Below are 26,984 nucleotides of genomic sequence, written 5' to 3' on the forward strand. Positions count from 1 at the left end.
ACGCGATGCCGGCGACGTAGAGGTTCCCGACGCGGGGACAAGCAGGGTGGCGCCAGCGTCGGCTTCTGGCCTGTTCCGTTGAAAAAACCCGCCGCAACCGCCTTGAGCCCGCGACGGCTGCGGCAATGCGGCCGGTCAGAGGACTCCGAGGATCAAGCCCAGGCCCACCACGCCCAAAAGGGCGGCCACGATGCGTTGCACATGTCGCATCGTGAGCTTGGTGAGATAGCGGTTTCCCAGGAATGCGCCGGCGAACGCGGACAGTACGGCCCCGGCCAACAGCCCGTAGTCCAGTTCATGGGCCTGGCTTCTCAGCTCTGCCGAGTACACGCCAATCCGCGAGAGGTCGATGAGCGCGGCAATGGCAACGCTGGTTCCGATGAAGGCCTCCTTGGTCAGGCCCGCGCGCACCAGGAATGCGGAGCGCAGCGCGCCCTGCATGCCGGCCAGGCCGCCGAAGAAACCGCTCAGCACGCCCCCAACGGGAAGATATCTGGGAGGAAGCGCGACCTTGCCGAAGCGCGCGGAGACCTCAAGGCCTGCGAACACCAGCAGCAATCCACCGATGGCCAGCTTGACCGGAGTCACCACCGCCAGCTTGCCAAGAATCGGGTACGACGCGATCGGCGGCACATCGGCCAGTTGGGTCAGGACCAGCGCGCCGGCGAACGAAGCGGCGAATGCCGGCACTCCGAACCGGATCAGCACTCCCTTGTCGGCCTTTCGCCCTACCAGCCCTAGCTTGAACAAGCCATTGAGGAAGTGCACGACGCCAGTCAGCGCCACCGCGTGCTCGACCGGGAAGAACAAGGCGAATGCCGGCAGCAGCAAGGTCCCCAGCCCGAAGCCGCTGAAGAACGTCAGGCCGGACGCAAGAAACGCAACCAGGCAGATGATGATCAGGGTCACGGGCAATCCGGATCGTGGGCGCGGACGATTGTCGCACCCGGCAGCCAACGGGCGCAGATGCCCGGCGCCCCTTCGGCACCCCGGGGCGTGCCATCAATCCCCGGGCAGGTCGCGCTGCAGGGGCGCTTCACACGGGGTGCCGCGTGCCCGGGCGCACCCGGTCTACCGCTGTTTCCCCGGCTTCGCGCCTTCCGCATACACGCAGCTTTCTGGCACGGATTTGACGTGGTAGCGCTTGTAGTTGCTTGCGCTGCGGTCCATGCAGCCGGCCAGGTTGAGCAGTTCCACCTTGCGGATGTCGAGCGGGTGCGATTCGCTCTGCAGCGAGATGTAGCCGCCTTCGATCAGTTGCCCGTCGGGTTTGGCGGCGGGATCGAAATCCGACACGCCGCCGCCGCCGAACTGCGGCAATGCGTACTCGAGCACTTGCTCGCCATTGACGAAATGGGTGATCTGGCCGCTGCCCAGCACCCGCATCTCGGCGCGCACCCATTGGTCGCCGTCGAGGGTCTTCGAGGTGGAGCTGAGGCAATGCTCGGGGTAAATCGAGCCCTGGTAGACCACCTCCGTTCCCGGCGTGCACAGGTTCATGGTCGAGCGTGCCTTGCCGTCGCCCAGGCCGCCCAGGAACTGCGCCTCGATGGAAATCGGGAAGTCCTGGTCGCGCCCCATCGTGCGCGGGTGGGGCGAATGCAGCATTGCGCCGCTGTTGCGCATGGCCCATACCCCGGGACCCTGCGGTGCCTGCTCGCCGACGAAGCGGTACTCGATCACCAGGCGATAGTAGGAAAACGGCTCCTTGTAGAAGAGGTGTCCGAACTTTTTGCCGAAGGATTCGTACTGGTCGTAGCGCACCTTGAGCAGCCCATCTTCTACCCGGAATGTGTTGGCGAAGTTGTCGCCCAGCGCGTGGCCGGCGATCTTCGGCGTCCAGCCGTCGAGATCGCGGCCGTTGAACAGCGCAATCCATTCCTCGTTGTCGGCCGAATCCTTGACAGGCGTTTCCGCTGCGGCAGCGCCCGCCAGCAGTGCGGAGAGAAGGCAGACAAGGCGGCTGGAGCGTGCGATGCGTGTGCAATTCCGGGTCATGCGTCGGTCCTGTTGTCGTTCGAGGCGGCGGTGTGATGCGCATCCTTCAGATCGTCATTCCCGCTTTCGCGGGGATGACGGCTTGAAATCCTGCTTCTACCGGCGGGGAGAGAGGCTTCAGGTGGGTGGATCAGAACCGGTAGCTGGTCTGCGTGGCCCAGGTCCTGCCCTTGCCCGCCTGCGCCAGCGGCACGCATGCGTGAAAGGCGCCGGGAACCGGGCGGTACTGCAATACCTGCGTGGCGCCGGGTTCGGAAGTGAAGTAGCCGAGCAAGGTGAGCTCTTTCATCGTCAGGATGAAAGGACGGTTCCGCTTGGCGATGGGCAGGGTCGAGGCCCGCTCCACCTCGATGGCCGGGTCATGCGCCTGTTTCACCAGCGCCGCACGCTGCGCCGGCTCCAGTTCAAGGAAGGCGCGCCCGTGTTCGCGCTGGGCCTGGGCTTCGAAGTCGGCGAGTCCGGCGAAGAAGCGCTCCTGATCCTCCTTCGGGTAGGCGTCCTTCAGCATCTTGTCGATGAAGGCCGCAACACCCACATCCCTGGCACCCGGCGTATCAGTGCGCGGGATCATGATCTCGGCCACTTCCGCCACCAGTGCGGCCTGCGCCGCGGTGAGGAAGATCGGTTTCCATTCGGCAGCCGCACCTGCGGCATCCCCGCCGGGCTCTGCCGAGCAGCCAGCAAGCACGCCCAGAATGGCCGGCGCCGAAACCGCGCCGCCCATCAGCAGGGCAACCCGGCGTATCGCCTCGCGGCGGTTGAGGTCGGTCTTCATAGGTTCATCCGCTTCAGTTCCTGGACGGCGTGATTGGCCGCACGCGCGGTCAACGCCATGTAGGTGAGCGACGGGTTCTGGCACGCCGAGGAGGTCATGCAGGACCCGTCGGTGACATACACGTTCTTGCAGGCGTGCATCTGGTTCCAGGCGTTGAGCACCGAGGTTTCCGGATCCCGGCCCATGCGCGCGGTGCCCATCTCATGGATGCCCAGGCCAAGGTGGTCGCCGCCATGGTAGGTATGGACATCCTTGAATCCCGCCGCTTCCAGCATCTTTGCCGCCTCGACCGCGATGTCCTGGCGCATCTTCAGTTCGTTCTCGCGCATCACCGCGTCGAACGCCAGCACCGGAAGCCCATGCTTGTCCTTGCGCGTGGGATCCAGCATGACGCGATTGTCGTGATACGGAAGGGTTTCGCCGAAACCGGTCAACCCCACCCGCCACGGCCCGGGATCGGCGGCTTTGGTTTTCAGGTCCGCGCCCAGCGCGGAATCTCCGAGCAGCCGGGTCCATCCGGTGCGCCCGGCGCCGCCCTGGTAACCGAAACCGCGCAGGTAGGGGCGCTTGTCCTTGCCGATGTTGACGAAGCGCGGAATGTAGATGCCGTTGGGCCGCTGGCCGCTGTAGTACTGATCCTCGAAGCCTTCGACCAGCGCCGAGGCGCCAACGCCCAGGTGATGATCCATGACGTTACAGCCAAGCTCGCCGCTGTCGTTGCCGAAACCGTCCGGAAACCGGCTGGAGACCGAATTCATCAGGATCTGCGTGGAGCCGAACGTGGACGCGCACAGGAAGATCACCCTGGCGTGGAACTCCATCTGCTCGCCCGTTTCCGCATCCAGCACGCGCACGCCGCTGGCCCGGTCCTTGTTCGCGTCGAAGATGAGCTCATGGACGATCGAATTGGGCCGCAGCGTCATGTTGCCGGTTTTCTCGGCCGCAGGCAGCGTGCTGGAGTTGCTGCTGAAGTAGGCTCCGAACGGGCAACCGCGCACGCACAGGTTGCGGTACTGGCAGGTGCCGCGCTGGGGGCTGTGCGGAAGCGGCGCGGTGAGATTGGCGGTCCTGCCGATGGTCATCGCGCGCCCCATCTTGTCGGCAAGCGCCTGCTTCAGGTGCAGCTCGACGCAGTTCATCGCCATGGGCGGCTGGAACTTGCCGTCCGGCAGTTGCTCATAGCCTTCGGCCTGGCCGCTCACGCCGATGAAACTCTCCACATGGTCGTACCACGGCGCCAGGTCCTGGTAACGGATGGGCCAGTCCACGCCGATACCTTCCTTCGCATTGGCCTCGAAGTCCATCGGGCTCCAGCGGTAGGACTGCCTGCCCCACATGATGGAACGGCCGCCGACGTGGTAGCCGCGTATCCAGGCGAAAGGTTGCTTCTCGATGTAGGGATGTTCGACGTCGTTGACGAACCAGTGCTTGGTCGCCTGCGAGAGCGCGCCGCTGCGCTGCGCGACGCCCTGTTGCTGGAGATCGGCCTGGGTGGGGCGGCCGGCGTACGGCAGCTCCCAGAGGTGCTCGGATGCGGTGGGGTACTCGCCATGCTTCACCATCCGCCCGCGATCGAGCACCAGGGTTTTCAGGCCCTTCTCGGTCAGCTCTTTGGCGGCCCATCCACCGCTGATGCCGGTGCCGACCACGATTGCGTCAAACGAATTGTTGCCGGCCGCCATACCTGTGCTTCCTCAAGCCAACCCGGTCACGACTCTACCGCGAAAAGTGGGTAATATCGAAACGCCAAATCAAGACGCGCATCAGACAATGTGCGGCGCGATGAAGTTGTCGCAACGCAACATTGCAAGATGGATATCAACCGATATATTTTTTGAAGGGGCAAGGGAAACGCGATGTTGACCCGACGTGCATTTCTCCAACGCAGCTCACTGGCGCTTGCCGCAATGACTTCCCTCGATGCCCTTGCAGCAAAAACGCTGCCCCAGCCCCTGGACAAGCTTGGGCCGCTGAACAAGCCGGTCGGGCTGCAGTTGTGGACGCTGCGCGACGATGTCGCCAGGGACCTGCCAGCCACCCTGAAGGCGATCAGTGCGATCGGGTATCGCGAGGTCGAGTTCGCGGGCATACCAAAAGCGACCACCGCGCAGGTGCGGGCCATGCTTGCGGACAACGGCCTGACCGCGCCCAGCATGCACTGCGGCATGGCCGATGCGCAGACCGACCTGCAGCAACGCATCGATTACGCGCAGGCCATCGGCGCGCGCTATCTGGTGATTTCGTTTCCGTCGACCGCCGATGCGCGCTTCAAGGACGGCAATGCGCTCGCGGCCGGCATGACCCTGGACGACTGGAAATGGAACGCCGAACAGCTCAACCGCATCGGCGAGCTCACCCGCAAGGCGGGCATCGCCTGCGGCTACCACAACCACAACATGGAGTTCCGCTCCTACGACGGCGTGGTGGCCTATGACGAACTGTTGCGGCTGACCGATGCCGGACTGGTGACGATGGAGCTGGACATCGCCTGGGTCGTGGCCGCTGGCGTCGATCCGTTGCGGATGCTCACCCGGCATGCGGATCGGATCTCGTTGCTGCACATCAAGGACGTACGCAAGGGCACAAAAACGGTGCTCGACCGCGTCGAGCCGCAGACCACCGAGATCGGCAATGGCCGGGTGGACTGGCCGACGCTGTTCGCCGCCATGGATCCGCAACGCATCCGCCACTACTTCGTGGAGCAGGAGAATTTCGAACGGGCGCCGCTGGAAAGCGTGAAGCTGAGTTTCGACTACCTGAGCCGCCTGCAAGCGGGGACGCGCTGACGCATGCCGTTCCTGACCGCAGCAACCATCAAACAATCGTATGACGTGATCGTGGTGGGCTCCGGCGCAGCCGGGGGCCAGACCGCCTACACGCTGTGCATGGAAGGCGCCCGGGTGTTGATGCTCGAAGCCGGGCGCAACTACACGCCGGAAACCGAAACCCCGATGTTCCAGACCCCGGACCAGGCGCCGCTGCGCGGTGCGTCGACACCGGACAAGGCGTTCGGTTTCTACGACGCCACCGTCGACGGCGGCTGGCAGGTGCCCGGCGAGCCCTACGTCAATGCAAGCCAGGACAACGCCGGCCGCTTCGACTGGTGGCGCGCGCGCATGCTGGGCGGCCGCACCAATCACTGGGGCCGCATCTCGCTGCGCAACGGGCCCTACGATTTCAAACCCTACAGCCGCGACGGCCTGGGTTTCGACTGGCCGATCGACTACGCCGACGTGGCGCCGTACTACGACAAGGTCGAGATGCTGATTGGCGTCTACGGCGACAACGACGGCCTGGAGAACACCCCCGATTCGTCCCCCGGCGTATTGCTGCCGCCGCCCAAACCCAAGGTCAGCGACCTGCTGGTGCAGCAGCGCGCCGGGCGCCTGGGGGTTCCGGTGGTTGCCGGCCATCGCGCGGTGCTGACGCGGCGCCTGGATGCCGACAAGCTGCCGGCCAAGTTGCATCCGGGCAACCCCGAGGCACAGCGGATCCTGCGCGAGTCGATGCTGCGCCGCGCGGCCTGCTGGTGGGCCACGCCCTGCGGCCGTGGCTGCTCGACCGGGGCCAACTACCAGTCGACCACGGTGCATCTGCCGCCGGCACTGGCGACCGGCCGGCTGGACATCGTCTGCGACGCGATGGTGCGCGAGGTGGTGTTGGGCGCGAACGGCAAGGCCGAGGGCGTGCGCTTCATCGACAGGACCAGCGGCAAGGAATTCGCTGCCTCGGCGCGCGTGGTGGTACTGGCCGCCAGCGCCTGCGAATCGGCTCGAATCCTGCTCAACTCCAAATCCGCCTCGTTCCCCGACGGCCTGGCCAATTCCAGCGGCAAGGTCGGCCGCTATGTGATGGACACCGTCGGTGCCAGCCTGAATGGGCAGGTGCCGCTGCTGGAGAACCTGCCGCTGCACAACGAGGACGGCGCCGACGGCGGCCACATGTACTCGCCGTGGTGGCTGTACCAGGAACAACTGGCCGGCAAGCTGGGTTTCGCGCGCGGCTACCACATCGAGTTCGGCGGCGGCCGGCGCATGCCCGGCCTGTACACCGCTGCCGGGTTGGAATGGCTCACCGGCGGCAGCTACGGCCGGAAGTTCAAGGAAGACGCGCGACGCTACTACGGCTCCTTCGTCGGTTTCGCCGGCCGCGGCGAGATGATCCCCAACGAGCATTCGTACTGCGAGATCGATCCGCAAGTGAAGGACAAGTGGGGCATCCCGGTGCTGCGCTTCCATTGGCAGTGGTCCGAACACGAAACCCGCCAGGCCGCGCACATGCAGCGCACCTTCGCCGACATCATCCAGGCCATGGGCGGGCGTGTGCAGGGCGAAGTCCAGAGCGACGGCGCCAAGGCCATCGAGCCCGGCGGCTCGATCATCCACGAGCTGGGCGGCGCGATCATGGGCGCCGACCCCAAGACCTCGGTCACGGACCGCTGGTGCCGGACCTGGGACGTGGACAATCTCTACATCACCGATGGCGCGGTCTTCGCGTCCAATGCCGACAAGAACCCGACGCTGACGATCATGGCGCTGGCCTGGCGCGCCTCCGACCACATCCTGGCGCGCATGCGCCGCAAGGAGCTCTGATGGACCGCCGCACCTCATTGAAGTGGATGTTGAGTGCGGCCGCGCTGCCGCTGGCGCACCTGGCCGGTTGCAGTTCCGAACCGCCGCCCCGGCTGCCTTCGGGCGTGGGCTACGGCACCGACCCGGATCTGCTCAAGGCCTACGGACCCGGCTCGGTCTGGCCGCTGACGCTGGACGAGCGGCAGCGCCGCATCGCCACCGCGCTGTGCGATCTGATCGTCCCGGCCGACGATGACGGACCGGGCGCGGTCGCGGTGGGCGTGGTCGCCTTCATCAACGAATGGGTCAGCGCGCCATACCCGCGACAGGTCGCCGATCGCAAGCTGATCCTGGACGGATTCGACTGGCTGGATGCGCAGGCCCGGCAGCGTTTTTCGCGCAGCTTTGCCGGATTGAGCGAGAGCCAGCGCCGTGCGATCTGCGATGACATCTGCTACCAGCCCAAGGCGCGCGCCGAGTTCAAACCGGCCGCGGAATTCTTCGCCCGCTATCGCGACCTGACCATCGGCGGGTTCTGCACCTCGCCGCAGGGCCGGCGATACCTGGGCTATATCGGCAACGTGCCGCTGGTCAGTTTCGACGGCCCGCCGCCGGAAGTGCTCAAGCTGGTGGGAGTGGGCTGATGGCGCCGATGACGCGTCGCGATTTGCTGGCGGCCGCCGCTGCGGCAGGCGTGCTGGCCGCGCCGGTGGCAGGTTCGACGCCGCATGCCGGCGATGACGCGGTGCTGCCGCCGCCGGAGGCGACCGAGGTGTGGCAGCCGGTGCCGCCAAAAGTCGATGCGCCGGCCGGTGGCGTGCCCAGCGACGCCACGGTGCTGTTCGCCGGGACCGATACCGATGCCTGGGAGCATGCCGATGCAGAAGACGGCCGCCCCATCCGCTGGAACGTGGTGGACGGTGCGCTGGTAGTGACGCCGGGCAGCGGCGACATCCGCACGCGCCAGGCATTCGGCGACGTGCAACTTCACCTGGAGTTCCGCACGCTGGCGCAGCCAACGGGCGAAGGGCAAGGCGCCAGCAACAGCGGCGTGTTCCTGATGGAGCGCTACGAATTGCAGGTGCTGGACTCCTACCGCAACAGCACCTACGTCAACGGCCAGGCGGCTGCGGTGTACAAACAGTACCCGCCGCTGGTCAATGCCAGCCGGCCGCCCGGCGAATGGCAAAGCTACGACGTGCTGTTCCTTGCCCCGCGTTTTGCGGACGATGGCCGCGTGCTGGCACCGGCGCGCATGACCGCGCTGCACAACGGCGTGCTGGTGCAGCACCACGTAGCCTTGCAGGGCGCAACCGTCTACCGGGGCCAGCCCAAATACGATGCGCATGCCGCGCAACTGCCGTTGCGGCTGCAGGATCACGGCGATGCGGTGGCGTTCCGCAACATCTGGATCCGTGCCATTGCGCCGCCGGCGTCGCCATGAGCGCAATGATCAAGATGTTAACGCTAACTGCGGCATCGTGCCGAACCATGCCGGCGGTTCGGCGCGGACAACTACCCACCGATGACACGCCCTAGTTGGAGGAGATATCGCATGACCATCCGTTCGCTTGGCGCCTGCCTGCTGGCCCTGGCCAGTTGCACGGGCGCGTACGCCGCAGAACAGTCGGCGGCAGAACCGGCACATCACGATTGGCAACCGTTGTTCGATGGCAAGACGCTGGACGGCTGGCGCGCCAGCGAGACGCCGGGTTCCTTCAATGTGCGCGACGGCGCGATCGTGGTGCGCGGCCCGCGTTCGCACCTGTTCTATGTCGGCCCGGTGGCCGGCCATGATTTCCGCAACTTCGAATTGCAGCTCGATGTCATGACCAAGCCCGGCGCCAATTCCGGCGTCTATTTCCACACCGCCTGGCAGGACGAGGGTTGGCCGGCCAAGGGCTATGAAGTGCAGGTCAACAACAGCCAGAGCGATCCCAAGCGCACCGCCGGCCTGTATGCGGTCGAGGACAACTATCAGGCGCCAGTGGGCGACGACGTCTGGTTCACGCTGCGCATCCACGTTGAAGGCGACCGCATCCGCACCTTCGTCGACGACAAGCCTATCGTCGACTACACGCAGCCGCAGCAACCGCAGCGGCCGGCCGACATGAGTGGCCGGGTGCTGTCCTCGGGCACCTTTGCGCTGCAGGCGCACGACCCGGACAGCGAAGTGCACTACCGCAACATCAAGGTACGCACGCTGCCCTGAAGCGTGCTTCCATGACGTATGCAGCCCCGAAGCATCGGTCCCCTCCGCGGAGATAACGTATGAACCCGCAGCGCCTGTTCGTCGCCAGTTGCATCGCCCTGTTGGCCACCGCCATGTCCTTCGCCATCCGCGGCGACATCATGGGTGAGCTGGAGCTCGCCTTCGGGCTGGACAAGGTCCAGTTGGGCTGGATCAGCGGTGCCGCGTTCTGGGGCTTCGGCCTGTCGATCCTGTTCGGCGGCACGCTGTGCGATCTGCTGGGCATGGGCCGGCTGCTGAAACTGGCGGCGGTGGGGCATATCGCCGGCGTGCTGCTGACCGTGTTCGCCACCGATTTCACCATGCTGTTCGCGGCCACCGTGGTCATCGGCATCGCGAATGGTTTTGTCGAGGCCGGCATCAATCCGCTCATCGCCACGCTGTACCGGCAAGACAAGACCGCGCGGCTGGTCAAGCTGCACGCCTGGTTCCCGGGCGGCATCGTGGTCGGCGGCGTGCTCGCCTTCGCCTTCACCCAGTTGGGCCTGGGCTGGCAGGCCAAGATGCTGCTGATGCTGGTGCCGTCGGCGGTTTACGCGGCGATGTTTTTCGCCCAGCGTTTTCCCGACAGCGAACGCAAGGCGGCCGGCGTTTCCACCGCCGCGATGTACGGCGAACTCAAGCGCCCGCTGTTCCTGGTGGTGTTTGCCTGCATGTGGCTGACCGCGGCCACCGAACTGGGCCCGGGGCAATGGGTCAGCAACATCTTCAACGAGGTCATGCACAGCACGCTGCAGGCCGGCGTGCTGCTGCTGGTGTGGATCAACGGCATCATGTACGCGCTGCGGCAGTTCGGCGGCGGCCTGGCGCACCGGCTCTCGCCGGTGACGCTGATCGCGGTGACGGCGCCCATCGCGGCGCTGGGGCTGTGGCTGTTCGGGCGCGCCGATACGCCGGTGCTGGCGTTCGCCGCCGCGGCCCTGCTGGCGGTGGGCACCGCATTCTGGTGGCCGACCATGCTGGGGCTGACCTCCGAGCGCTTCCCGCGCGGCGGCGCACTGGCGTTGGCGGTGGTCGGCGCCGCCGGCGCGTTCTCGACCGCGGTGGCCGGCCCGGTCATGGGCTGGATCAACAATACCTATGGCGCAGCCAACGTATTGCCGTTGTGGGCGGTGCTGCCGGTCGCTATCGCGCTGATCTTCGGCATCGTCCATTGGGTCGACCGCGCCCGCGGCGGTTACCGCATCGAACGCGTCGATGCATGAGCGGGTTGCAGCGCACCTTGCCGCCATGGTTCCGATAGAAAACGAACGAGGAGCGCGCCTTCTCTCGATCAAGGAGATTGACGAGACGGCTGCCGAAGTTCTGCCCGTTGCTTTTTCGCTCGTTATTGGGCGCCACAGCTCTGGCTACTTGCTGGTGCGCAACACAAGAAGAGGCATCTGGGAGTTGCCGGGCGGATTCATTGACGCGGGAGAGTCCGCACGACAATGCGCAACGCGAGAGCTGAAAGAAGAGTCTGGACAGCACGTCGCAAACCTGCGCTGGCGGGCAGCCTTGGAGATTGAAGTTGAATGCGGCTCCACGGCCAGGACAGTCTATGGCGCCCTGTACTGCACCGACATTGACACGCCCAGTAATTTCTCAGGAAATAGCGAAATAGGCGCCATTGGATTCTGGCCAGAATCCGAACTGCCAGTAGAAGTTTCAGCCATTGATAAAGCGTTGCTCTCCTACTATGCGTAGCGAGCACGCTCCAAGCCGGACCCGTTTCCCGGGTCGGCCCACTCAAGCATCGATGCACGAATATCAGGAGTCTTTGCCATGCCGCGTCCTGTCACGCTCTTCACCGGCCAATGGGCCGACCTTTCGCTGGACCAACTCGCCGCGCAGGCCGTTGCCATGGGCTACGACGGCCTGGAGCTGGCCTGCTGGGGCGATCACTTCGATGTCGAACGCGCGCTGGCTTCGCCGGACTATGTGCATCAGCGCTGGAGCGTGCTGCAGGCGCAAGGACTGGGTTGCCATACGATCGCCAACCATCTGGTCGGGCAGGCGGTCTGCGACCTGATCGACGAGCGCCACCGCGCCATCCTGCCGCCGGAGATCTGGGGCGATGGCGAACCGGAAGGCGTGCGCCAGCGCGCCGCCGCGCGGATGATCGACACCGCCAAAGCCGCGCGCGCGTTCTTCGATGCGCGGCCGGGCGCGGCGGCGATCGATTTCCCGGCGACGGTCACCGGCTTCACCGGCTCGTCGATCTGGCACGCGGTCTACGCGTTCCCGCCGACCTCGCAGGCCTATTTGCAGAAAGGCTACGACGACTTCGCGCGGCGCTGGCGGCCAATTCTCGATGCCTTCGATGCGGTCGATGTGAACTTCGCGCTGGAAGTGCATCCCACCGAGATCGCGTTCGATATCGCCAGCGCGCAGCGCGCGCTGGAGGCGGTCGACCACCACCCGCGCTTCGGCTTCAACTTCGATCCCTCGCATTTCGCCTACCAGGGCGTGGACTACATCCGCTTCCTGCGCACCTTTGGCGAGCGCATCTACCACGTCCACATGAAGGACGTCTGGTGGGGGCGCGGCGATGGCAGCGTGGGCGTGTTCGGCGGCCATACCGACTTCGGCGACGCACGCCGCAACTGGGACTTCCGTTCGGTCGGGCGCGGCGACGTCCGCTTCCAGGACATCATCGTCGCGTTGAACGACATCGGCTATCGCGGCCCGCTGTCGGTGGAATGGGAGGACGCGCGCATGGACCGCGTGCACGGCGCCACCGAAGCCGCGGCCTTCGTGCGCCAGCTGGATTTCCCGCCCAGCGCGGTCGCATTCGATGCGGCGTTCGAGGGCCGCGGGCGCGGAGGCATGGCGTGAGCGGACGCAAGCTGCGCTTCGGCATGGTCGGCGGCGGCCGTGGCGCCTTCATCGGCGCGGTGCACCGCATCGCCGCGCAGATGGACGGGCAGGCCGAACTGGTCGCCGGCGCCTTCTCGTCGGACCCGCAGCGCTCGCGCGACTCGGCGGCCGACCTGTTCGTGGCCGCCGAACGCGCGTACGGCAGCTATCGCGAGATGGCGGCGGCCGAGGCGGCGCGCCCGCCCAGCGAACGGCTGGACTTCGTGGTGATCGTCACCCCCAACGACCAGCACTACCCGGCTGCGACGCTGTTCCTGGAGCACGGCTTCAACGTGGTCTGCGACAAGCCGGTCACGCTGACGCTGGCCGAGGCGCGCGCGTTGCGCGAGACGGTGGCGCGCAGCGGCAAGGTGTTCGCGCTGACCCACAACTACACCGGCAATGCCATGGTGAAACAGGCGCGCGCACTGGTGCGCAGTGGCGCGCTCGGTACGCTGCGCAAGGTGGTGGTGGAGTATTCGCAGGGTTGGCTGGCGCGCGACATCGAAAGCGACGGCCAGAAGCAGGCGGCGTGGCGCACCGACCCGGCGCGCAGCGGCGCGGCCGGGTGCATGGGCGACATCGGCACGCACGCGGAAAACCTGGCGCGCTACGTCACCGGCCTGCGCATCACCGAACTGTGCGCCGACCTCACCACCTTCGTACCCGGCCGCCGCCTGGACGATGACGGCAACCTGCTGCTGCGCTTCGAAGGCGGCGCGCGCGGCGTGCTGCACAGCTCGCAAGTGGCAATTGGCGAAGAGAACAACCTGAGCCTGCGTGTGTACGGCAGCGAAGCTTCGCTGGAGTGGCAGCAGGAACATCCCAACGAGCTGATCGTCAAATACCTGGACCGCCCGCGCGAAATCCTGCGCCGCGGCAATGGCTATGTCGGCGAGACGGCACAGCGGGTCACGCGGATCCCGGCCGGGCATCCGGAAGGCTATCTGGAAGCCTTCGCCAACCTGTACCGCGAAGCGTTCCGCGCGATCGCCGCGGAAGTCGCCGGCAAGCCGCTGCCGGACGATCTCGATCTCCCCGGCATCGACGACGGCGTCGCCGGCATGGCCTTCATCGAGGCCGCGGTGGCCAGCGCGCGGCAAGGCGCGGCCTGGGTGCCCGTCGCCGCGTAAGCATCGCCGCATAACGGCGGCAGCCGCGGCGATGGCGAAGAGCGCAGGAACATTGCGCCGTGGCCGCTGGACCAAGCCCGGGTGACCCCGGACTTGATCCGGGGGTGCTTCACTGGGGAACGCCGCGTTTCCCCGGGCGCGGCCTTTGGCCTTGCCCGGGCGGCAGGGTCAGGGATCCGGTTCGACCGGCGGGTCCTTGCTCCGGGTCCGGGACACAGCGGTGACGATGCCGATACCCAGCAGTACGACCGCACCCACCGCGATCCATTGCGCGGCAACACCGGCCAGATGCGCGCCATAGGCCAAACCACCTATCAACACCACAATACCCATGAGATAGAGCGCCAGCGATGACATGTGCGTGCCTCCTGTCGTCTGTGGACGGGGCGATTGTAGGCGGCGGCCGTGCCAGCGGCGTGAGGACGGGCCGCGTCGCGAAAGGATGGCATCGCCAAGGGAGCCGCTGCCGGCTTCGGCAAGCGCAACGATCGGCAGGCGACAAGGCGCAGCAATCGGTCGCAGTCGTGATTCGCCCCGGGGTTCCCCAGGCGCTAGGCGTGCAGGCTGGGCGGCAGCCAGGTTAAGACGCACCTCACGCGTCCTTGAGCCAGGGCTAACTGCGGTCTGTCTACGGTCGGCGCTGCCGGCCGGCGACGCCAATGGTGGCGGCGCGGCGCAGGCATCCCTCCACCCAGGACCCGGCCATGGCTCTGAAGCTCAACGGCTCGTGCCGCTGCGGAAAGGTGCGCTTTTCCGCCGACAGCCACGCCCCGGTACCGTTCATGCGGTGCTATTGCTCGATTTGCCGCAAGACCGCCGGCGGCGGCGGATACGCCATCAACCTGCATGCCGACAAGCGCACGTTGAAGGTCAAGGGCACGCCGGCCGTCTATCACGCAGCGCTTGACGACGGCCACGGCGGGTGTCGCGTCAGCACGGGCGAGCGGCATTTCTGCCCCGCATGCGCCAGCGCACTGTGGGTGTTCAGCCCCGAATATCCCGAGCTCTTCCATCCCTTCGCCTCGGCCATCGACAACGAGCTACCCAAGGCCCTTTCGCTGGTCCACATGATGCTCTCGTCCAGGCCATCCTGGGTTGAGCCCGAGATCGGCCCCGACGACCAGTGTTTCGACGAGTATCCGGACACCACGTTGGAGGATTGGCACCGCGCAAAGGGCCTGTGGATGGACTAGGCGGGCCATCAATCCTGCAGCATGCGTTCTCCCGCCAACGGCGCTGGGTGGGCAGCGCCGAGGCTCATCTGTACGGTCCCGGGCCGCGCCACACCAGTTCCCCTTGTTTGTAGACCTGCAGCATGGTGACGGCTTTGCGGGCATCGCCGATGGCCTGCATTTGCGGCGATTCCGGTTCCAGCGCGCGGCACTTGCCGGACTCGCGCTTCAGCGCGATTTCCAGCGGGCAGATCATGTAGTACCGCGTGCCTGGCAGCGGAATGTAGAGTTCCTTCATGCCCTGCTCGGCCCAGGCGCGCAGCCTGGCTTCGCTGAGCACGTCGTAATAGACCAAGTAGCCGCCCAGTTCCATGCTGGGCCCTGCGTCCGTCATGTCGCGCCCGCGGCCGTTGCTGATGGCGGGGCTGTTGGCCAGCCCGGCGTTCTCGGGAGCGGCGTCTTCCGCAATGAGGCCCGGCGGCCGCCCGGTCCAGGTTTCGGGGCGGCGCCGTGCCGATGGCGGCGGATGAGTGGCAGGCACCTGCGCCTGGCTTTGCTCCATGCTGTCCGGTGTGGGTGGTTGCGGTCGCGGCTGCGGCTCGCGCGGACGCTGCACGGGGTTGGGGCTGCGCTGTGCGGTCCGGGTGTCCGATGGGGTGGATGCTGGGGGCGGCACCGGGTCGTCGGCATGTTCGACCAGCGTGGACTGCACGCGCGAGCCCGCCGGCGGCTGGACAGGCTCGGACGCTTGCGAGGGTGGCGGGTCTTGCGGGGTCTGTACGATTTGTTCGGACTGGCGCGGCTGGCCGATGAAATCCACTCTGACCCGACTGCCGCTGGCAGCGCCTTGCGGCGTGGTCACGATGGGCGTGGAGGCGTACAGCAGGATCAGCAGCATCAGCAGATGCAGCAGCGCGCTGGAAAGCGCGGCGATCCAGGGCTGCAAGCGTTCGATCCTGGCATCGGTCCAGGGCCCGGCGCAGATCGCAGCGCTGCTCATGCCGCCGGAATGGCGTCGGGGGTGAGGGCCTTCATGGGGGGAATAGACAACATGCGACGTGGGAAGTGCCGCATCGTAACGCGGCAGGCACCATGCCGGGTCGGCGAACCCGACACGCCAGGCGTACCGGACAAGCGCGATTCACCCTGTCCGCACCCGCTCCCGGGCGGAAGGTAGAGCCCGTCGCCGGGCGCACAGTTGCTCGACCGTCATCGGGTGACAGTTGGCCTTCCGGTCGCGCAGCTTTGCCTGCGGCCGCAGGTTGCCGGCCCGGCAATGCGGGTTTCCAACAAATAGCCCGGGTAAGGCCAACGGCCGTACCCGGGGTACGGAACGGAACAGGCCCGTCGTATGGCCTATCGCAACCTCGTCATGAGCGTATGACCGGGACGAAACCGCAGCCATTCGCCTTACCCTGCAACGGCAGCATGCGCTTGGAAATGACCGATTCCGCGACGCCATCGAGCATCAATTGGGCCGACGCGCCGGTCCGGCCAAGATGGGAAGACCAGCTAAAGCTAACGGCCTGACCTAGGAAAGTGCACTCTGGCCACTGGAAAACGGCCCCCTGGAAAACGCACTCTGACCCTGTTTCCAGAAGGCGTAGAACAATGGCGCTTGGCCGGCTTCCTGACATTCCATCATCACGTGGCACCCCGCTTGTTCGACGGGAAACCAGTCCCGCTTCAGAGGACCGATTCAACCGGGTTTTCAACGGAACAGGTCGAAAGCGGATGTCCGTGAAGTGCGGCTGAGGGCCAGGAAATCACGCTGTCGAATCAGCGGAAGGAAACACGCGCTCGCACAGGAAATCGACGAATACCCGGAGCTTGGGGGCGGGATGCCGGCTTGCCGGCCACAGCACACGGAAGGTGCCGGTACGCTCAACGTGCTTGTCCAGCACGGTTTGCAGGTGGCCATCGGCAAGCGCTTGGCGGATGGCAAAGTCCGGCAGGCAGGCAATGCCCAGTCCCTGCAGCGCAAAGCACACCCGCGTCTCGATGTTGTTGCAGATCATCGAAGTAGGTAGTTGCAGTTCGGGCTCCTGCGATCCCATGCGCAGCGGCCACACTTCCAGTTTGCCCGTGTTTGGATAGCGGTAGTGCAGACAAGAGTGTCCGGTCAGGTCCGCAGGACGCTTCGGAATACCGCGCCGTTCCAGATACTCGGGTGACGCCACCAGCAACATCTGGAACGACCCCAGCCGTCGCGCCGATAGCCGCGAATCGGCCGGCTCACCGGTACGCACGACGGCATCGAAGCCTTCCTCGATCACATCGACCATCCGGTCGGTGAAATCCAGATCCAGTTCGATCTGGGGGTATTGCCGCATGAACTCGCCGAGCACCGGCAGTACCAGAGCGCTGACCAGCGGCAGGCTCACCCGCAGCCGCCCGCGTGGCGCGGCCGTGGCTTGCGACAGTTCCAACTCCGCCGCCTCTATCTCCGCCAGGATGCGCCGGCTGCGCTCCAGGAACAGCGTGCCTTCCGCGGTGAGCGTGATGCTGCGCGTGCTGCGGTGGAACAGCCGCACGTTGAGCTTTTCTTCCAGCCGCGCCACGCTTTTGCCCACCGCCGAAGCCGATACGCCCAATAGGCGGCCGGCCGCCACGAAGCTGCGGGTTTCGGCGACTTGGACGAACACGGTGAAGCCGCTCAGGCTGTCCATTCAATACCTCTATTACGGACAGTTTATTCCGCAGACAAGGGAACTCTACCCCACTTTTTCTTTATTCGACGGCTTTCTATCGTCTATGGCCGTCCATGGAATAAAGGAAATCCGCCGTGTCAGCCCAGCTCTATCCCTTGCGTACTGGCGTTTCGCCGGTGCAACTCCCCGCGCGTGTCGATGCGGTCATTGACCAGGCTCTCGCCGACCAGCGTTTGGTCGGCGCGGTGGTGCTTGTCGCGCAAGATGGCGAACTGATTCATCGCCGTGCCGCCGGCAGCGCCGATCGCGAAGCGGCACGGGCAATGACCGAGGACGCGCTGTTTCGGCTGGCCTCGGTGAGCAAGCCGATTGTCTCTGCGGCGGCAATGGTGCTGGTGGCGCAAGGGCGGCTTGAACTGGACGAAGGCATCGAAGGCTGGCTGCCCGACTTCCAGCCGCGCTTGCCCGGTGGCGCCGCGGCACGCATCACGCCGCGGCAACTGCTGAGCCACACGTCCGGCCTGGGCTACCGCTTCTTCGAGGCCGACGACAGCGGCCCGTACGCGCTAGCCGGTGTCTCCGATGGCATGGACCAATCCGGCATCACGCTGGTCGAGAACCTGCGGCGCCTTGGCAACGTGCCGTTGTTGTATGCGCCGGGAACGTCATGGGGCTATTCGCTGGCCACCGACGTGCTGGGTGCGGTAATCGAGCGGGTCTGCGACCAATCGCTGGACAAGGCCGTGCAGGCGCTGGTGACCGGCCCGCTGGGCATGAACGACACCGCCTTCGTCGCGCGTGACGTAGACCGACTGGCTGCGGCCTACGTCAACGACACTCCCGCCCCGCGCCGCATGCGGGCATTGGATGTGGTTTCCGCCTTCGATGGCGCAGTCGGCATACGTTACGCACCGGCGCGGGCCTTCGACGCCAACGCGTTTCCATCCGGTGGCGCGGGCATGGTCGGCAGTGCTGGGGATTTCCTGCGCTTGCTGGAAATGCTGCGCAAGGGTGGCAGTCCATTGCTGCCGCCCGCCTTGGTGGAGGAAATGGGGCGTGACCAGACCGGTGGAATGACGTTGCCCAATGCACCTGGATTCGGCTTTGGCCTGGGCTTTTCAGTGCTGCAAGACCCGGTTGCCGCCGCCTCACCTGAGTCACCAGGCACTTGGCGCTGGGGTGGTGCGTACGGTCACTCGTGGTTCGTCGATTCCGCCCGGGGTTTCAGCGTGGTGGCCTTCACCAACACCTTGTATGAGGGCATGTCCGGATGCTTTGTCGCCGATCTGCGGGATGCGGTTTATGGTGCTGACACGATGAAGCGCGGCGCATGAGCGCCGGTCGCACCCTTTTCTTCATCGCGCTGGGTCTATTCGGTTTGTACGCCGTGGAGTTTGGCGTGGTCGGCATCCTGCCGGCCATCATTGCGCGCTACGACATCAGCGTGGCGCAGGCCGGGTGGCTGGTGGGCCTGTTCGCCTTGATCGTCGCGGCGGGCGGGCCGTTTATGGTGCTGTGGCTGTCGCGCTTGGACCGGCGCAAGGTCCTCGCCGGATCGCTGCTGGTCTTCAGCCTGTGCAGCCTGCTGTCGGCCTGGGCGCCCAACTTCGCCACGTTGATGGCGTTGCGCGTGCCGTCGGCCTTGCTGCATCCGGTGTTCTTTGCGGTGGCCTTCGCAGCGGCCGTGTCGCTGTATCGCCCCGAGCGGGCAGCCCATGCAACGGCCATGGCCTTCGTGGGGACCAGTATGGGTCTGGTGCTGGGCGTGCCGCTGACCACCTGGGTCCAGGCGCGGGTGTCTTACGAGGCCTCGTTCCTGTTCTGTGCGGCGGTCAATCTGGCTGCGGCCATCGCATTGTGGGTGATGTTGCCGGCAGCGCCGAAGACCAAGACGGCTTCGTACGGCAGCCAACTCGCCATCCTGCGCAAACCAGCGGTCTGGCTTGCTGTAGCCATGACCGTGTGCGTGTTCGGCGCAATGTTCTCCGTGTATAGCTACGCGGCGGAGTACCTGGCGCGCGAGACCGGCCTGAATGGCGAGGCGATCAGCGTGCTGCTGGTGGTGTTCGGCGTGGGCGGTGTGCTGGGCAATCTGCTGGCGGGCCGCTGGCTGGGACGCAACCGCACGCGCACGGTGCTGCTGTACCCGGTGGTGCTGGCGGCTGCTTATGGCGTGCTGCTGGTTTTCGGTTCGGCCTCGCTTGCGGTGCTGCTGCCGGTCTGCCTGCTCTGGGGCGCGGCGCACACCAGTGGCCTGATTGTGAGCCAGGTCTGGCTGACCTCAGCGGCACCGGAAGCCCCGGAGTTCGCCACCAGCCTGTACATTTCGGCGGCCAACCTGGGCGTGGTGTTCGGCTCCACGCTAGGCGGCGCATTCATTACCTCCGCCGGAATGCCCGCTGCGCTGTGGAGCGGCTGGCTGTTCACTGTGCTGGCCGTGGCTTTTGTAATCCTGAAGATCCGGCTGCGCGCCACTTCTATCTGAAATCGCCGCCTGCCCCGCCCCGGTTCACGAACGCGATCGGCGTGACCTTGTAGTTGAGCGCGCTGGTGGTACCGCAGGTCACGTCCAGGGTGACGCCGGTGATCCGGGCGGCCATCCCGGAGCGAGGAACACGGCGGCGCTGGCGATGTCGTCCATGCCCGGCAGCGCCTTGAGCATGGTGTCGTCCCGCAGCTTGTCGATGAACTCGGTGGCGCGCTCGCCGCCTTGTTCGACGGCTTCGCGGAACACGCGCGAGTCCGGCGAACCGGCGGAGCGGATGTTCACGACGCGTACCCCGTAGGGACCCAGTTCGCTGGCAAGGTTGCGGGACAGGCTTTCAATGGCGCAGCACGCGGGTCCGAAGCCGCCGACGTTGGGGTAGCCGATACCGCCCGGCGTCGCCGTCAGCGACAGGATTACGCCGCTGCCTTGCGTCTTCATGCGGCGGCCGGCGGCGGTCGCGGTGATGAAATGCGATTGCATCGCGATACGGACCGGGCGCAGGAAATCCTCGAGGTCCATATCGACCAATGCGACATCCTGCGTGTCCTCCAGGCCGATGGCATTGAACGAGATGTCGAGCGCGCCGTGGCGGCGGACGGTGCCGTCGACGTAGGCATCGACGGCGTCCCGGTCCAGTGCGTCCACCTGGGTGGCCTGTGCATCGCCGCCCGCGGCGCGAACTTCGGCGGCGACGCTCTCCACGGAATCGAGGTGACGGCCGCTCAACATCAACCTGGCGCCCTCGCGTGCAAAGGCACGGGCGACGGCACCGCCCAGCGAGCCGCCGGCGCCGTAGATCGCGGCGGTCTTGTTCCGGAGCATCATGTGCATTCTCCTGTCGTAGGGCGCGCGAACCTGGGTCCATGCACGGCAGGACCGGCGGTCCGCGCCAGCGACCAGTCCCATCATTGCGACGGACCAGGGGGCAGGGAATCGACAAAAGCGGGAAAAGACGTTAGCTCGCAGGCTGGGTTGGCTTCATCAACCCAACAGTTTGCGATGTTCAGCCAAAGGCGCTAGGGCGTGACATCAACCTATCCGCTGCATGGCGCGGGAAAGCTGCTGGCGTGCGGTACTGGCAATTTCCTGGAAGCCTGACATCCAAGACCGTCACGATCTGGCACGCAGTGGTGCCTACGCTGGCTTCTCCGCTGCCGTTCCACTGGGACGTTTTGCGTATTCGAACAACTCGACGACATTTCCCGAAGGGTCTTGCAGCAGGATTTGTCGTCCGGCGCCCTCGGCCACCTCACCACGGAAACTTGCGCCCGCTTCACGCAGTTTGTCGATCATTCCGTCGAGATCGTCCGTCACCAGCATGAACCTGTTCCATCCGCCCGGCTCAGGATTTCCTCCTGCTTTCCCCGCACTGCCCGCCCCGGGTGCGTTGAGGAAAAGATGCAGATCCTCACTCGTCATTTCGGCAAACTTTCCCGGGTTGTGCTTCTCGACCTCAAAGCCCAGGCGGTCGCGGTAGAAGTCCACGGATTGGTCGATATCGTTTGCAATGTATCTGATGGATGCCATGCCGCCATCTCCTCTGGATCATCATGCGAGTGCGCTTACAACGACGTTCGCGACCCTTGCACGATGCCGGTTAAGACCAGGCGCAGGATTTGCGAGGAGGCTTGAATTCAGGTATTGGGCCGCGGGATCAGGAATGCCCATCCATCACCACACCCCAGGCTGCATTGATGCCGGAACGAAGTGCGATAGGCGTCAGCCTACCCCGCGGATCCGATAAACGGACCTGCGCCATTTTTTTTTAAGCCCATCTGCTTGTACAGTTGTTCGACCGTGTGATCACAAACCTCATCAATCGCCATGACATTGGATCATCTTCGTCGAAACTTCCTGCAGAAGCTGGTGGCATCAGCCGCGGCCGTGCCGCTGCTGTCGCCCTATCGGACATTCGCCCAAGCGGACCGTGCCAGCACCGGCAGCCATCCGGGCACGACGCTGCGCGTTGCACTCATGGGACTGGGCAGCTATGCCGCCCGGGTGGCGGAAGCCATGCAGTCCTGCAAGCGCGCCAAGGTGACCGGGCTCATCAGTGGAACACCTTCCAAACTCCAGGAATGGGGAACGAAATACGGTGTGCCGGAAAAGAGCCGGTACAACTACGATAATTTCGATCGCATCAAGGACGACGCGGACATCGATGCGGTTTACATCATCACTCCCAATGCACAGCATCGCGATCAGGCCATCCGCGTCGCCAAGGCGGGCAAGCATGTCATCTGCGAAAAGCCGATGGCGGTCAACGCCAAGGAAGGACAGGAGATGCTCGACGCCTGTGCCGAGGCCGGCGTGAAGTTGCTGGTGGGCTATCGGTTGCATTTCGAGCCCAAGACGCTGGAAGTGATCCGCATGCGCAACGCAGGCGATTTCGGAAACATCCTGTTCTTCCAGGGCCTGAGCGGCTTCCGCATCGGCGATCCCAGCCAGTGGCGGCTCGACAAGGCGCTGGCGGGCGGCGGGTCATTGATGGATATCGGCATCTACGCCATCAACGGCGCCCGCTACATGGTGGGCGAAGACCCGGTATGGGTAACCGCGCAGCAAACCAAGACCGACCCGGTCAAGTTCAAGGAAGGCGTGGACGAAACCATCCAGTTCCAGCTCGGCTTTCCCAGCGGCGCGGTGGCGTCCTGCCTGTCCACTTATCAGATGAACCATCTGGACCGTTTCTTCATGACCGGCGAACGGGGATTCGCCGAGCTGCGGCCCGCCACAGGTTATGGCCCCATCCAGGGCCGTACCCACAAAGGCGAGCTCACCCAGCCGCACGCCATGCACCAGACCATTCAAATGGACGAAATGGCCGGCATCCTGCTGGACGGGAACACACCCGTGGTCCCTGTCGACGGCGAAGAAGGTCTGAAAGACCTGAAGATCATCGATGCCATCTATGCCGCCAGTGAAACCGGCGGTAGGCGACAACTGCGTCTAAGCAAGTAGCCCAGGTAAGGCCAACGGCCACACCTGGGAAACGGAAGGGTGACGGAATAACGCTCGGCTATCGCGACGGAAATTATCCAGATCGCGCCAATTCCGCCCTAATTCGCTCCGAATCGCGCCACATTCTGGCTTATCGCGCCAGAATATGCTTGAATCGCGCCACCAACTGGCGCAATTTGGAGCGGCTCATGGCGCGCAAGCGTTCCCTGGACTTGGACACGCTGTTCCACACGATCGCCGCCGCACCAGACGGCCTGGGCATCGAGGCGCTGCAGGCCGCATTTCCCTCGGTGCCACGCCGCAATCTGCAACGCCATGTCGCCGCCTTGGTCGGCCAAGGACGCCTGAAGGCGGAAGGAAACGCGCGCGCGCGCAGGTACCGCGCCGTTGCGCCGCCGGGACCGCAGGCGCCGACCGTCGACCCTTGCCGCAGCGCACGCCTGTGGGCTACCAGCGGCAGTTCCTGGAGCATTACCAGCCCAACGAAACAGCCTATCTCGCGCCGGCCCTGCGCGCGCACCTGCACCAGTTGGGCCACTCCCCCGCGGAGGGCCGGCCTGCCGGCACCTATGCACGGCAGGTGCTTGATCGGCTGTTGATCGATCTGTCCTGGGCCTCAAGCCGACTGGAAGGCAACACCTACAGCCGGCTGGATACCCAGAACCTGATCCAGTTCGGCCTGGCGGCGCCAGGCAAGGACCAGTTGGAAGCCCAGATGATCCTCAACCACAAGGCCGCCATCGAGATGCTGGTGGAGCAGGCGCAGGAGGTCGGCTTCAACCGCTACACACTGCAGAACCTGCATGCGTTGTTGTCGGACAACCTGCTGCCAGACCCTGGCGCCGGTGGTCGTCTGCGGCAGAACGAAGTGGCCATCTCGGGATCGGTCTATCTGCCACTGGCGATTCCTCAACTGATCTCCGAGCACTTCGACACGCTGCTCGCCAAGGCCAGCGCTATCACCGACCCGTTCGAACAGGCCTTTTTCGCCATGGTGAAGTTGCCCTATCTGCAGCCCTTCGAGGACGTCAATAAACGTACCTCGCGCCTGGCCGCGAACATTCCGTTGATCCGTCGGAACCTGGCGCCGCTCTCGTTTGTCGATGTGCCCGAGGCGCTCTACGTGGAGGGCATGCTTGGGGTCTATGAAATCAATCGGGTGGAGCTGTTGCGCGATGTCTTCGTATGGGCGTACGAACGCTCGTGCCAGCGCTACACGATCCTGCGCGATTCACTGCCAGTACCAGACCCGCTGCGGTTGAAGCATCGTGAGACGGTGCAGGTGCTGGTCACCGATATCATCAATGGTGGCATCCATCGCAACGACGTCGCGAGCATTCAAAAACGAGTGGCTGCGCTGGTCGATCCGGAAGACATCGAAGACGTCCTGGCACTGACGGTGAATGAGTTGAACCAGTTGCATGAAGGCAACATCGCCCGCTACCGGATCAGACCCTCCCAGTTCCGCAATTGGCTGGCCTCGCAGGCCGAAGCGCAATAGAAAAAGGCGGCCACCAGGCCGCCCTTTGCGAAGTCTCCCGCAAGAAGCATCAAACCCCAACCGGATTAACCTTCTCCACATCGATCTTGTACTGCTTGATGGCCCGGGCTACGTCCTTGCCGTCCTAGGCCAGGGCGGCGATCGCAGCGTGGGCGATGTAGTAGCCAGTTAGCCCGGGTAAGACCAACGGCCGCACCCGGGGAACGGAAGGGTTACATGCAGAGCTACAAGAGCCGTGCGTGAGTAGCCAATAACCTCACCTCATCGCAGCCGTAGCCCGGGTTAGGCCAACGGCCGCACCCGGGGAACGGAAGGGTTGCGTGTAGAGCGCCCCGGGTGCGGCCGTGGCCTTACCCGGGCTACGCTGGCTTTAGTCGAGCGTCGGCCCGGACAAGCCGGGCCGACGGTGGCACACTACATGCGCCTTACTGCAGCGTCCGGTTCAAGCCATCCCCAAAGCCGGACTGCGCACCCGGCCTTGCGGCCGGGCCCGCAAACCCTGCGTCGTACACAGCCCGCGTTTCGCCCACGCGGCCAAGCGGACGCCGTGACGGCCCGAGCGGTTGGTCTTCCACCTCGTCCAGGATGGCGCGTACGGCTTCCACGCCGTCATAGATGGCCTGCCCTATCCGCGGCAGCGTGTGGTCGGCGAACTCGGCTTCGTGGCTGCCCGCCACCACATCACCATGCGCCGAGATGGTCTGAGTCAAAAGGTCCAGCGAATCAATCTGAGCCAGGGTGACGCCAAAGGAATAACGCTCGGCGACGGCGACAGAGATCTCCTGCATCTTCTCGGGCGCATCGTCTTCCTCCTCTTCGTCCTCGTCCTCTTCTTCGTCGTCTTCCTCTGCTTCCGCATCCGCATCCGCATCGGCGTTCGCCGCCTCCGCCTTTCGCGTTGCGGGCTGCGACAGTTCTTCCAACAACAATTCGACCTGCTCTGACAGCAACTGCAAGCAGACCGCCAGTTCACCCATGCGTACCTCGGGTGCGCATTCTTCTTCCTCCTCCGGCGTGCGCGGCTGCGCCAGCCGGGACAGGAACTCCGTGTATTCGCGTAGCTTCTTCAGCCGGAACTGGCTGTCCTCCGGCAGGAAATAGCCTGGCGTGCCCAAATCGCTCGATTCATGCTTCGACATCGTTGCCTCCTTATTCCATTAAGTGACCCGCCCACAGCGGACGGGAAGTCGGGAGGCTAGAAACCGCACAGAGCCGGCGGGCGTATTCCCCTTGCGGGTGTTGTATTAGCCGCCCTCCCGACGCAGGCATCACGTCGGCTTGCGCCTGTGAAAAGCAGGCACAAAAAACCCACCGGTTTATCGGAGGTGGGTACCGCTCTGTGAGGAGTTTCTAGGCTCCTTGACCCAAAGATTGCACCTATAGAATGACGGTTGTCAACCGCCATTGCGATGGATTTACAAAGTGCACTTTGACCCTGAGTTTCATTGGGCGACGGCCGCTTCCGCGGCGCCATCGAACGCCAATCGGAGCTGATGCGCCGACCCTGCCAAGATGGGAAGAACAGCCAAGGCTAAGGGCACGACCTAGGAAAGTGCACTCTGACCCCTGTTTCTGGCCTGACCACACATCGTTGGCTCGGTGGCGCTGGTATTTACGACGAGTGCGATGACATCCCCGTATTCCTCGTTCCGGGCATAGTGCGGTAGCCACAAGCCACCGTTTACGTAGTACAGATCGAGCAGCGAGGCGTAGATTGAGCTTTCAGAGTAGGTCGGGTAAGCCAGAGCGGCAATCTGAAGGCTCAGTTCGATTTCGCTCGCGGCATACCCTGCATTGGCGGTACTTATCGCGTCGGTCAGTTCCTCCTGTAGCTCGGTCAATCCTCCCGCAGCCGTCACAGCAGAGTTCGTGAAAGCCAGCACTACTCGGATAGTGTTATGAACGTCAGCTTGCGCCGAGCCTTGTGCCAAGGGCGTCACACTGCTCTTCTTCGGTGGCAGTGGGAAGCGCTCCTTGAAAAGAGGAACATCCGGTGTGCCGTGGAGAACTCGGGCATCGCGCTTGAGAAGCACTTGCTTGCCATCAAGTCGTCGAAGTTGATAGATCGCGTTCCCCAAGGTGATGTTGCCTCCGAGCGAACCATTCGCGGACTTGTACAGTCGCGCGTTCGTTAGATCCAGCCCCGAGTTCGGCGTGGAATCAGACCTTGCAGCATGTCCGATCCACACAAGCGTGCTACTCCCAGGATTGGAAGGCTGCGACGGGAGGGTAATGACAACCGTTTCATCGAACAGGTTGGCAACAACGGTACCGCCCTTAAGCGCTGCAAGGTCGACCTTTACCGGAACGATCCATTCGATGCTTCGATCAGATGACTGGAGCCGTTCTTGTTCCGAACCGACTATAATCTTCTGAGATGGAGCTTGAACATCGATCAGGATCGGTGGTGCTGATTGCGCATTGACACAGAAGGATGTGACGACGAACGCGAACGCTGCGAGAAATCTCTTCATCTTTCTTCTCCTTGAAAGTGCTGTGCCACTGGAGCGGCACAAATGGCGAGTCAATCTTCAAAGTGCGTGACTAATGTAGTCGGTCCTGCAAAATTACGATCAACCCACGCACTGACCCGTAAGCCGGTTTGCGGATGGCATTGATCGCAGTATTGCCGACCACAGACGCGC

25 protein-coding genes are annotated in these 26,984 nt (G+C 64.7%); 14 read left to right on the forward strand and 11 right to left on the reverse strand.

Features of this window, described 5'->3' with window-relative positions; translation table 11 throughout:
- Positions 1-135: 135 nt before the first annotated feature.
- From CRO39_RS16120 to CRO39_RS16135, 4 genes are all read right to left on the reverse strand, one after another.
- Positions 136-909: a sulfite exporter TauE/SafE family protein gene (locus CRO39_RS16120; RefSeq protein WP_097122971.1), complete on the reverse strand. Its 774-nt coding sequence runs from the start codon at positions 907-909 to the stop codon at positions 136-138.
- 162 nt (positions 910-1,071) lie between these two features.
- Positions 1,072-1,998 carry a 3-keto-disaccharide hydrolase gene (locus CRO39_RS16125; RefSeq protein ID WP_097122972.1) on the reverse strand — a complete coding sequence of 309 codons (927 nt, stop codon included), beginning with the start codon at positions 1,996-1,998 and terminating at the stop codon, positions 1,072-1,074.
- Between the two features lie 130 nt (positions 1,999-2,128).
- Positions 2,129-2,773 carry a gluconate 2-dehydrogenase subunit 3 family protein gene (locus CRO39_RS16130; RefSeq protein ID WP_238394563.1) on the reverse strand — a complete coding sequence of 215 codons (645 nt, stop codon included), beginning with the start codon at positions 2,771-2,773 and terminating at the stop codon, positions 2,129-2,131.
- Positions 2,770-4,455 (reverse strand): GMC oxidoreductase, encoded by a 1,686-nt coding sequence (locus tag CRO39_RS16135; protein ID WP_097122973.1) that lies wholly within the window; start codon positions 4,453-4,455, stop codon positions 2,770-2,772. Before CRO39_RS16135 ends, CRO39_RS16130 begins: the two co-directional genes overlap by 4 nt.
- A 225-nt stretch (positions 4,456-4,680) precedes the next feature.
- On the opposite strand from CRO39_RS16135, the gene CRO39_RS16140 reads away from it, so the two are divergent.
- The 9 genes from CRO39_RS16140 (at position 4,681) to CRO39_RS16180 (ending at position 13,566) form a co-directional block, all read left to right on the forward strand.
- On the forward strand, positions 4,681-5,559 hold the full coding sequence (locus CRO39_RS16140; RefSeq protein ID WP_162125721.1) for a sugar phosphate isomerase/epimerase family protein: 879 nt from the start codon (positions 4,681-4,683) through the stop codon (positions 5,557-5,559).
- 3 nt (positions 5,560-5,562) lie between these two features.
- Positions 5,563-7,365 carry a GMC family oxidoreductase gene (locus tag CRO39_RS16145; protein WP_097122975.1) on the forward strand — a complete coding sequence of 601 codons (1,803 nt, stop codon included), beginning with the start codon at positions 5,563-5,565 and terminating at the stop codon, positions 7,363-7,365.
- The gene (locus CRO39_RS16150; protein WP_097122976.1) at positions 7,365-7,988 is read left to right on the forward strand and encodes a gluconate 2-dehydrogenase subunit 3 family protein; all 624 of its coding nucleotides are present in this window, start codon (positions 7,365-7,367) and stop codon (positions 7,986-7,988) included. Before CRO39_RS16145 ends, CRO39_RS16150 begins: the two co-directional genes overlap by 1 nt.
- 8 nt (positions 7,989-7,996) lie before the next feature.
- A complete protein-coding gene (locus tag CRO39_RS16155; protein ID WP_097123016.1) occupies positions 7,997-8,788 on the forward strand; it encodes a 3-keto-disaccharide hydrolase in 792 nt (263 codons plus the stop codon).
- A 111-nt stretch (positions 8,789-8,899) separates the two neighbouring features.
- Positions 8,900-9,556 carry a 3-keto-disaccharide hydrolase gene (locus CRO39_RS16160; RefSeq protein WP_097122977.1) on the forward strand — a complete coding sequence of 219 codons (657 nt, stop codon included), beginning with the start codon at positions 8,900-8,902 and terminating at the stop codon, positions 9,554-9,556.
- Between the two features lie 59 nt (positions 9,557-9,615).
- Complete coding sequence (locus CRO39_RS16165; RefSeq protein WP_097122978.1) at positions 9,616-10,800, forward strand: MFS transporter; 1,185 nt, start codon at positions 9,616-9,618, stop codon at positions 10,798-10,800.
- Positions 10,793-11,281, forward strand: a complete 489-nt coding sequence (locus CRO39_RS16170) for an NUDIX domain-containing protein (protein ID WP_238394561.1) — start codon at positions 10,793-10,795, stop codon at positions 11,279-11,281. The genes CRO39_RS16165 and CRO39_RS16170 overlap by 8 nt, the downstream gene beginning before the upstream one ends.
- Before the next feature lie 78 nt (positions 11,282-11,359).
- Complete coding sequence (locus CRO39_RS16175) at positions 11,360-12,412, forward strand: sugar phosphate isomerase/epimerase family protein (RefSeq protein ID WP_097122979.1); 1,053 nt, start codon at positions 11,360-11,362, stop codon at positions 12,410-12,412.
- Positions 12,409-13,566, forward strand: coding sequence for a Gfo/Idh/MocA family protein (locus CRO39_RS16180; protein WP_238394560.1), 1,158 nt, complete (start codon positions 12,409-12,411; stop codon positions 13,564-13,566). Before CRO39_RS16175 ends, CRO39_RS16180 begins: the two co-directional genes overlap by 4 nt.
- Positions 13,567-13,734: 168 nt before the next feature.
- On the opposite strand, the gene CRO39_RS16185 is transcribed toward CRO39_RS16180, so the two are convergent.
- Positions 13,735-13,923: a hypothetical protein gene (locus CRO39_RS16185; RefSeq protein ID WP_097122980.1), complete on the reverse strand. Its 189-nt coding sequence runs from the start codon at positions 13,921-13,923 to the stop codon at positions 13,735-13,737.
- 347 nt (positions 13,924-14,270) lie between these two features.
- On the opposite strand from CRO39_RS16185, the gene CRO39_RS16190 reads away from it, so the two are divergent.
- Positions 14,271-14,759 (forward strand): GFA family protein, encoded by a 489-nt coding sequence (locus CRO39_RS16190; RefSeq protein WP_097122981.1) that lies wholly within the window; start codon positions 14,271-14,273, stop codon positions 14,757-14,759.
- A 64-nt stretch (positions 14,760-14,823) separates the two neighbouring features.
- Here CRO39_RS16190 and CRO39_RS16195 read toward each other — a convergent pair whose 3' ends face one another.
- The gene (locus tag CRO39_RS16195; protein WP_097122982.1) at positions 14,824-15,738 is read right to left on the reverse strand and encodes a plasmid stabilization protein ParE; all 915 of its coding nucleotides are present in this window, start codon (positions 15,736-15,738) and stop codon (positions 14,824-14,826) included.
- A 766-nt stretch (positions 15,739-16,504) separates the two neighbouring features.
- Entirely contained in the window at positions 16,505-17,407 is a 903-nt protein-coding gene (locus CRO39_RS16205; RefSeq protein WP_097122983.1) for a LysR family transcriptional regulator, read from the reverse strand.
- A 116-nt stretch (positions 17,408-17,523) separates the two neighbouring features.
- On the opposite strand from CRO39_RS16205, the gene CRO39_RS16210 reads away from it, so the two are divergent.
- Positions 17,524-18,723 carry a serine hydrolase domain-containing protein gene (locus CRO39_RS16210; protein ID WP_097122984.1) on the forward strand — a complete coding sequence of 400 codons (1,200 nt, stop codon included), beginning with the start codon at positions 17,524-17,526 and terminating at the stop codon, positions 18,721-18,723.
- Positions 18,720-19,874, forward strand: coding sequence for an MFS transporter (locus CRO39_RS16215; RefSeq protein ID WP_097122985.1), 1,155 nt, complete (start codon positions 18,720-18,722; stop codon positions 19,872-19,874). Before CRO39_RS16210 ends, CRO39_RS16215 begins: the two co-directional genes overlap by 4 nt.
- A gap of 78 nt (positions 19,875-19,952) precedes the next feature.
- Here the strand turns inward: CRO39_RS16215 and CRO39_RS16220 are convergent, their stop codons facing one another.
- Positions 19,953-20,702: an SDR family NAD(P)-dependent oxidoreductase gene (locus CRO39_RS16220; RefSeq protein ID WP_202926273.1), complete on the reverse strand. Its 750-nt coding sequence runs from the start codon at positions 20,700-20,702 to the stop codon at positions 19,953-19,955.
- Positions 20,703-21,011: 309 nt separating this feature from the next.
- Entirely contained in the window at positions 21,012-21,404 is a 393-nt protein-coding gene (locus CRO39_RS16225) for a VOC family protein (RefSeq protein WP_097122986.1), read from the reverse strand.
- 297 nt (positions 21,405-21,701) lie between these two features.
- Between CRO39_RS16225 and CRO39_RS16230 the strand changes: the two genes are divergently transcribed.
- Together CRO39_RS16230 and CRO39_RS16235 are read left to right on the forward strand one after the other, a co-directional pair.
- A complete protein-coding gene (locus tag CRO39_RS16230; protein ID WP_097122987.1) occupies positions 21,702-22,838 on the forward strand; it encodes a Gfo/Idh/MocA family protein in 1,137 nt (378 codons plus the stop codon).
- A gap of 424 nt (positions 22,839-23,262) precedes the next feature.
- A complete protein-coding gene (locus tag CRO39_RS16235) occupies positions 23,263-24,339 on the forward strand; it encodes a Fic family protein (protein ID WP_202926271.1) in 1,077 nt (358 codons plus the stop codon).
- Between the two features lie 425 nt (positions 24,340-24,764).
- On the opposite strand, the gene CRO39_RS16240 is transcribed toward CRO39_RS16235, so the two are convergent.
- Complete coding sequence (locus CRO39_RS16240) at positions 24,765-25,478, reverse strand: XAC0095 family protein (protein ID WP_176520218.1); 714 nt, start codon at positions 25,476-25,478, stop codon at positions 24,765-24,767.
- A gap of 405 nt (positions 25,479-25,883) precedes the next feature.
- Positions 25,884-26,813 (reverse strand): hypothetical protein, encoded by a 930-nt coding sequence (locus CRO39_RS20610; protein ID WP_141400842.1) that lies wholly within the window; start codon positions 26,811-26,813, stop codon positions 25,884-25,886.
- Positions 26,814-26,984: the final 171 nt, after the last annotated feature.

It is taken from the genome of Pseudoxanthomonas wuyuanensis (assembly GCF_900215535.1).
GTDB lineage: Bacteria > Pseudomonadota > Gammaproteobacteria > Xanthomonadales > Xanthomonadaceae > Pseudoxanthomonas_A > Pseudoxanthomonas_A wuyuanensis.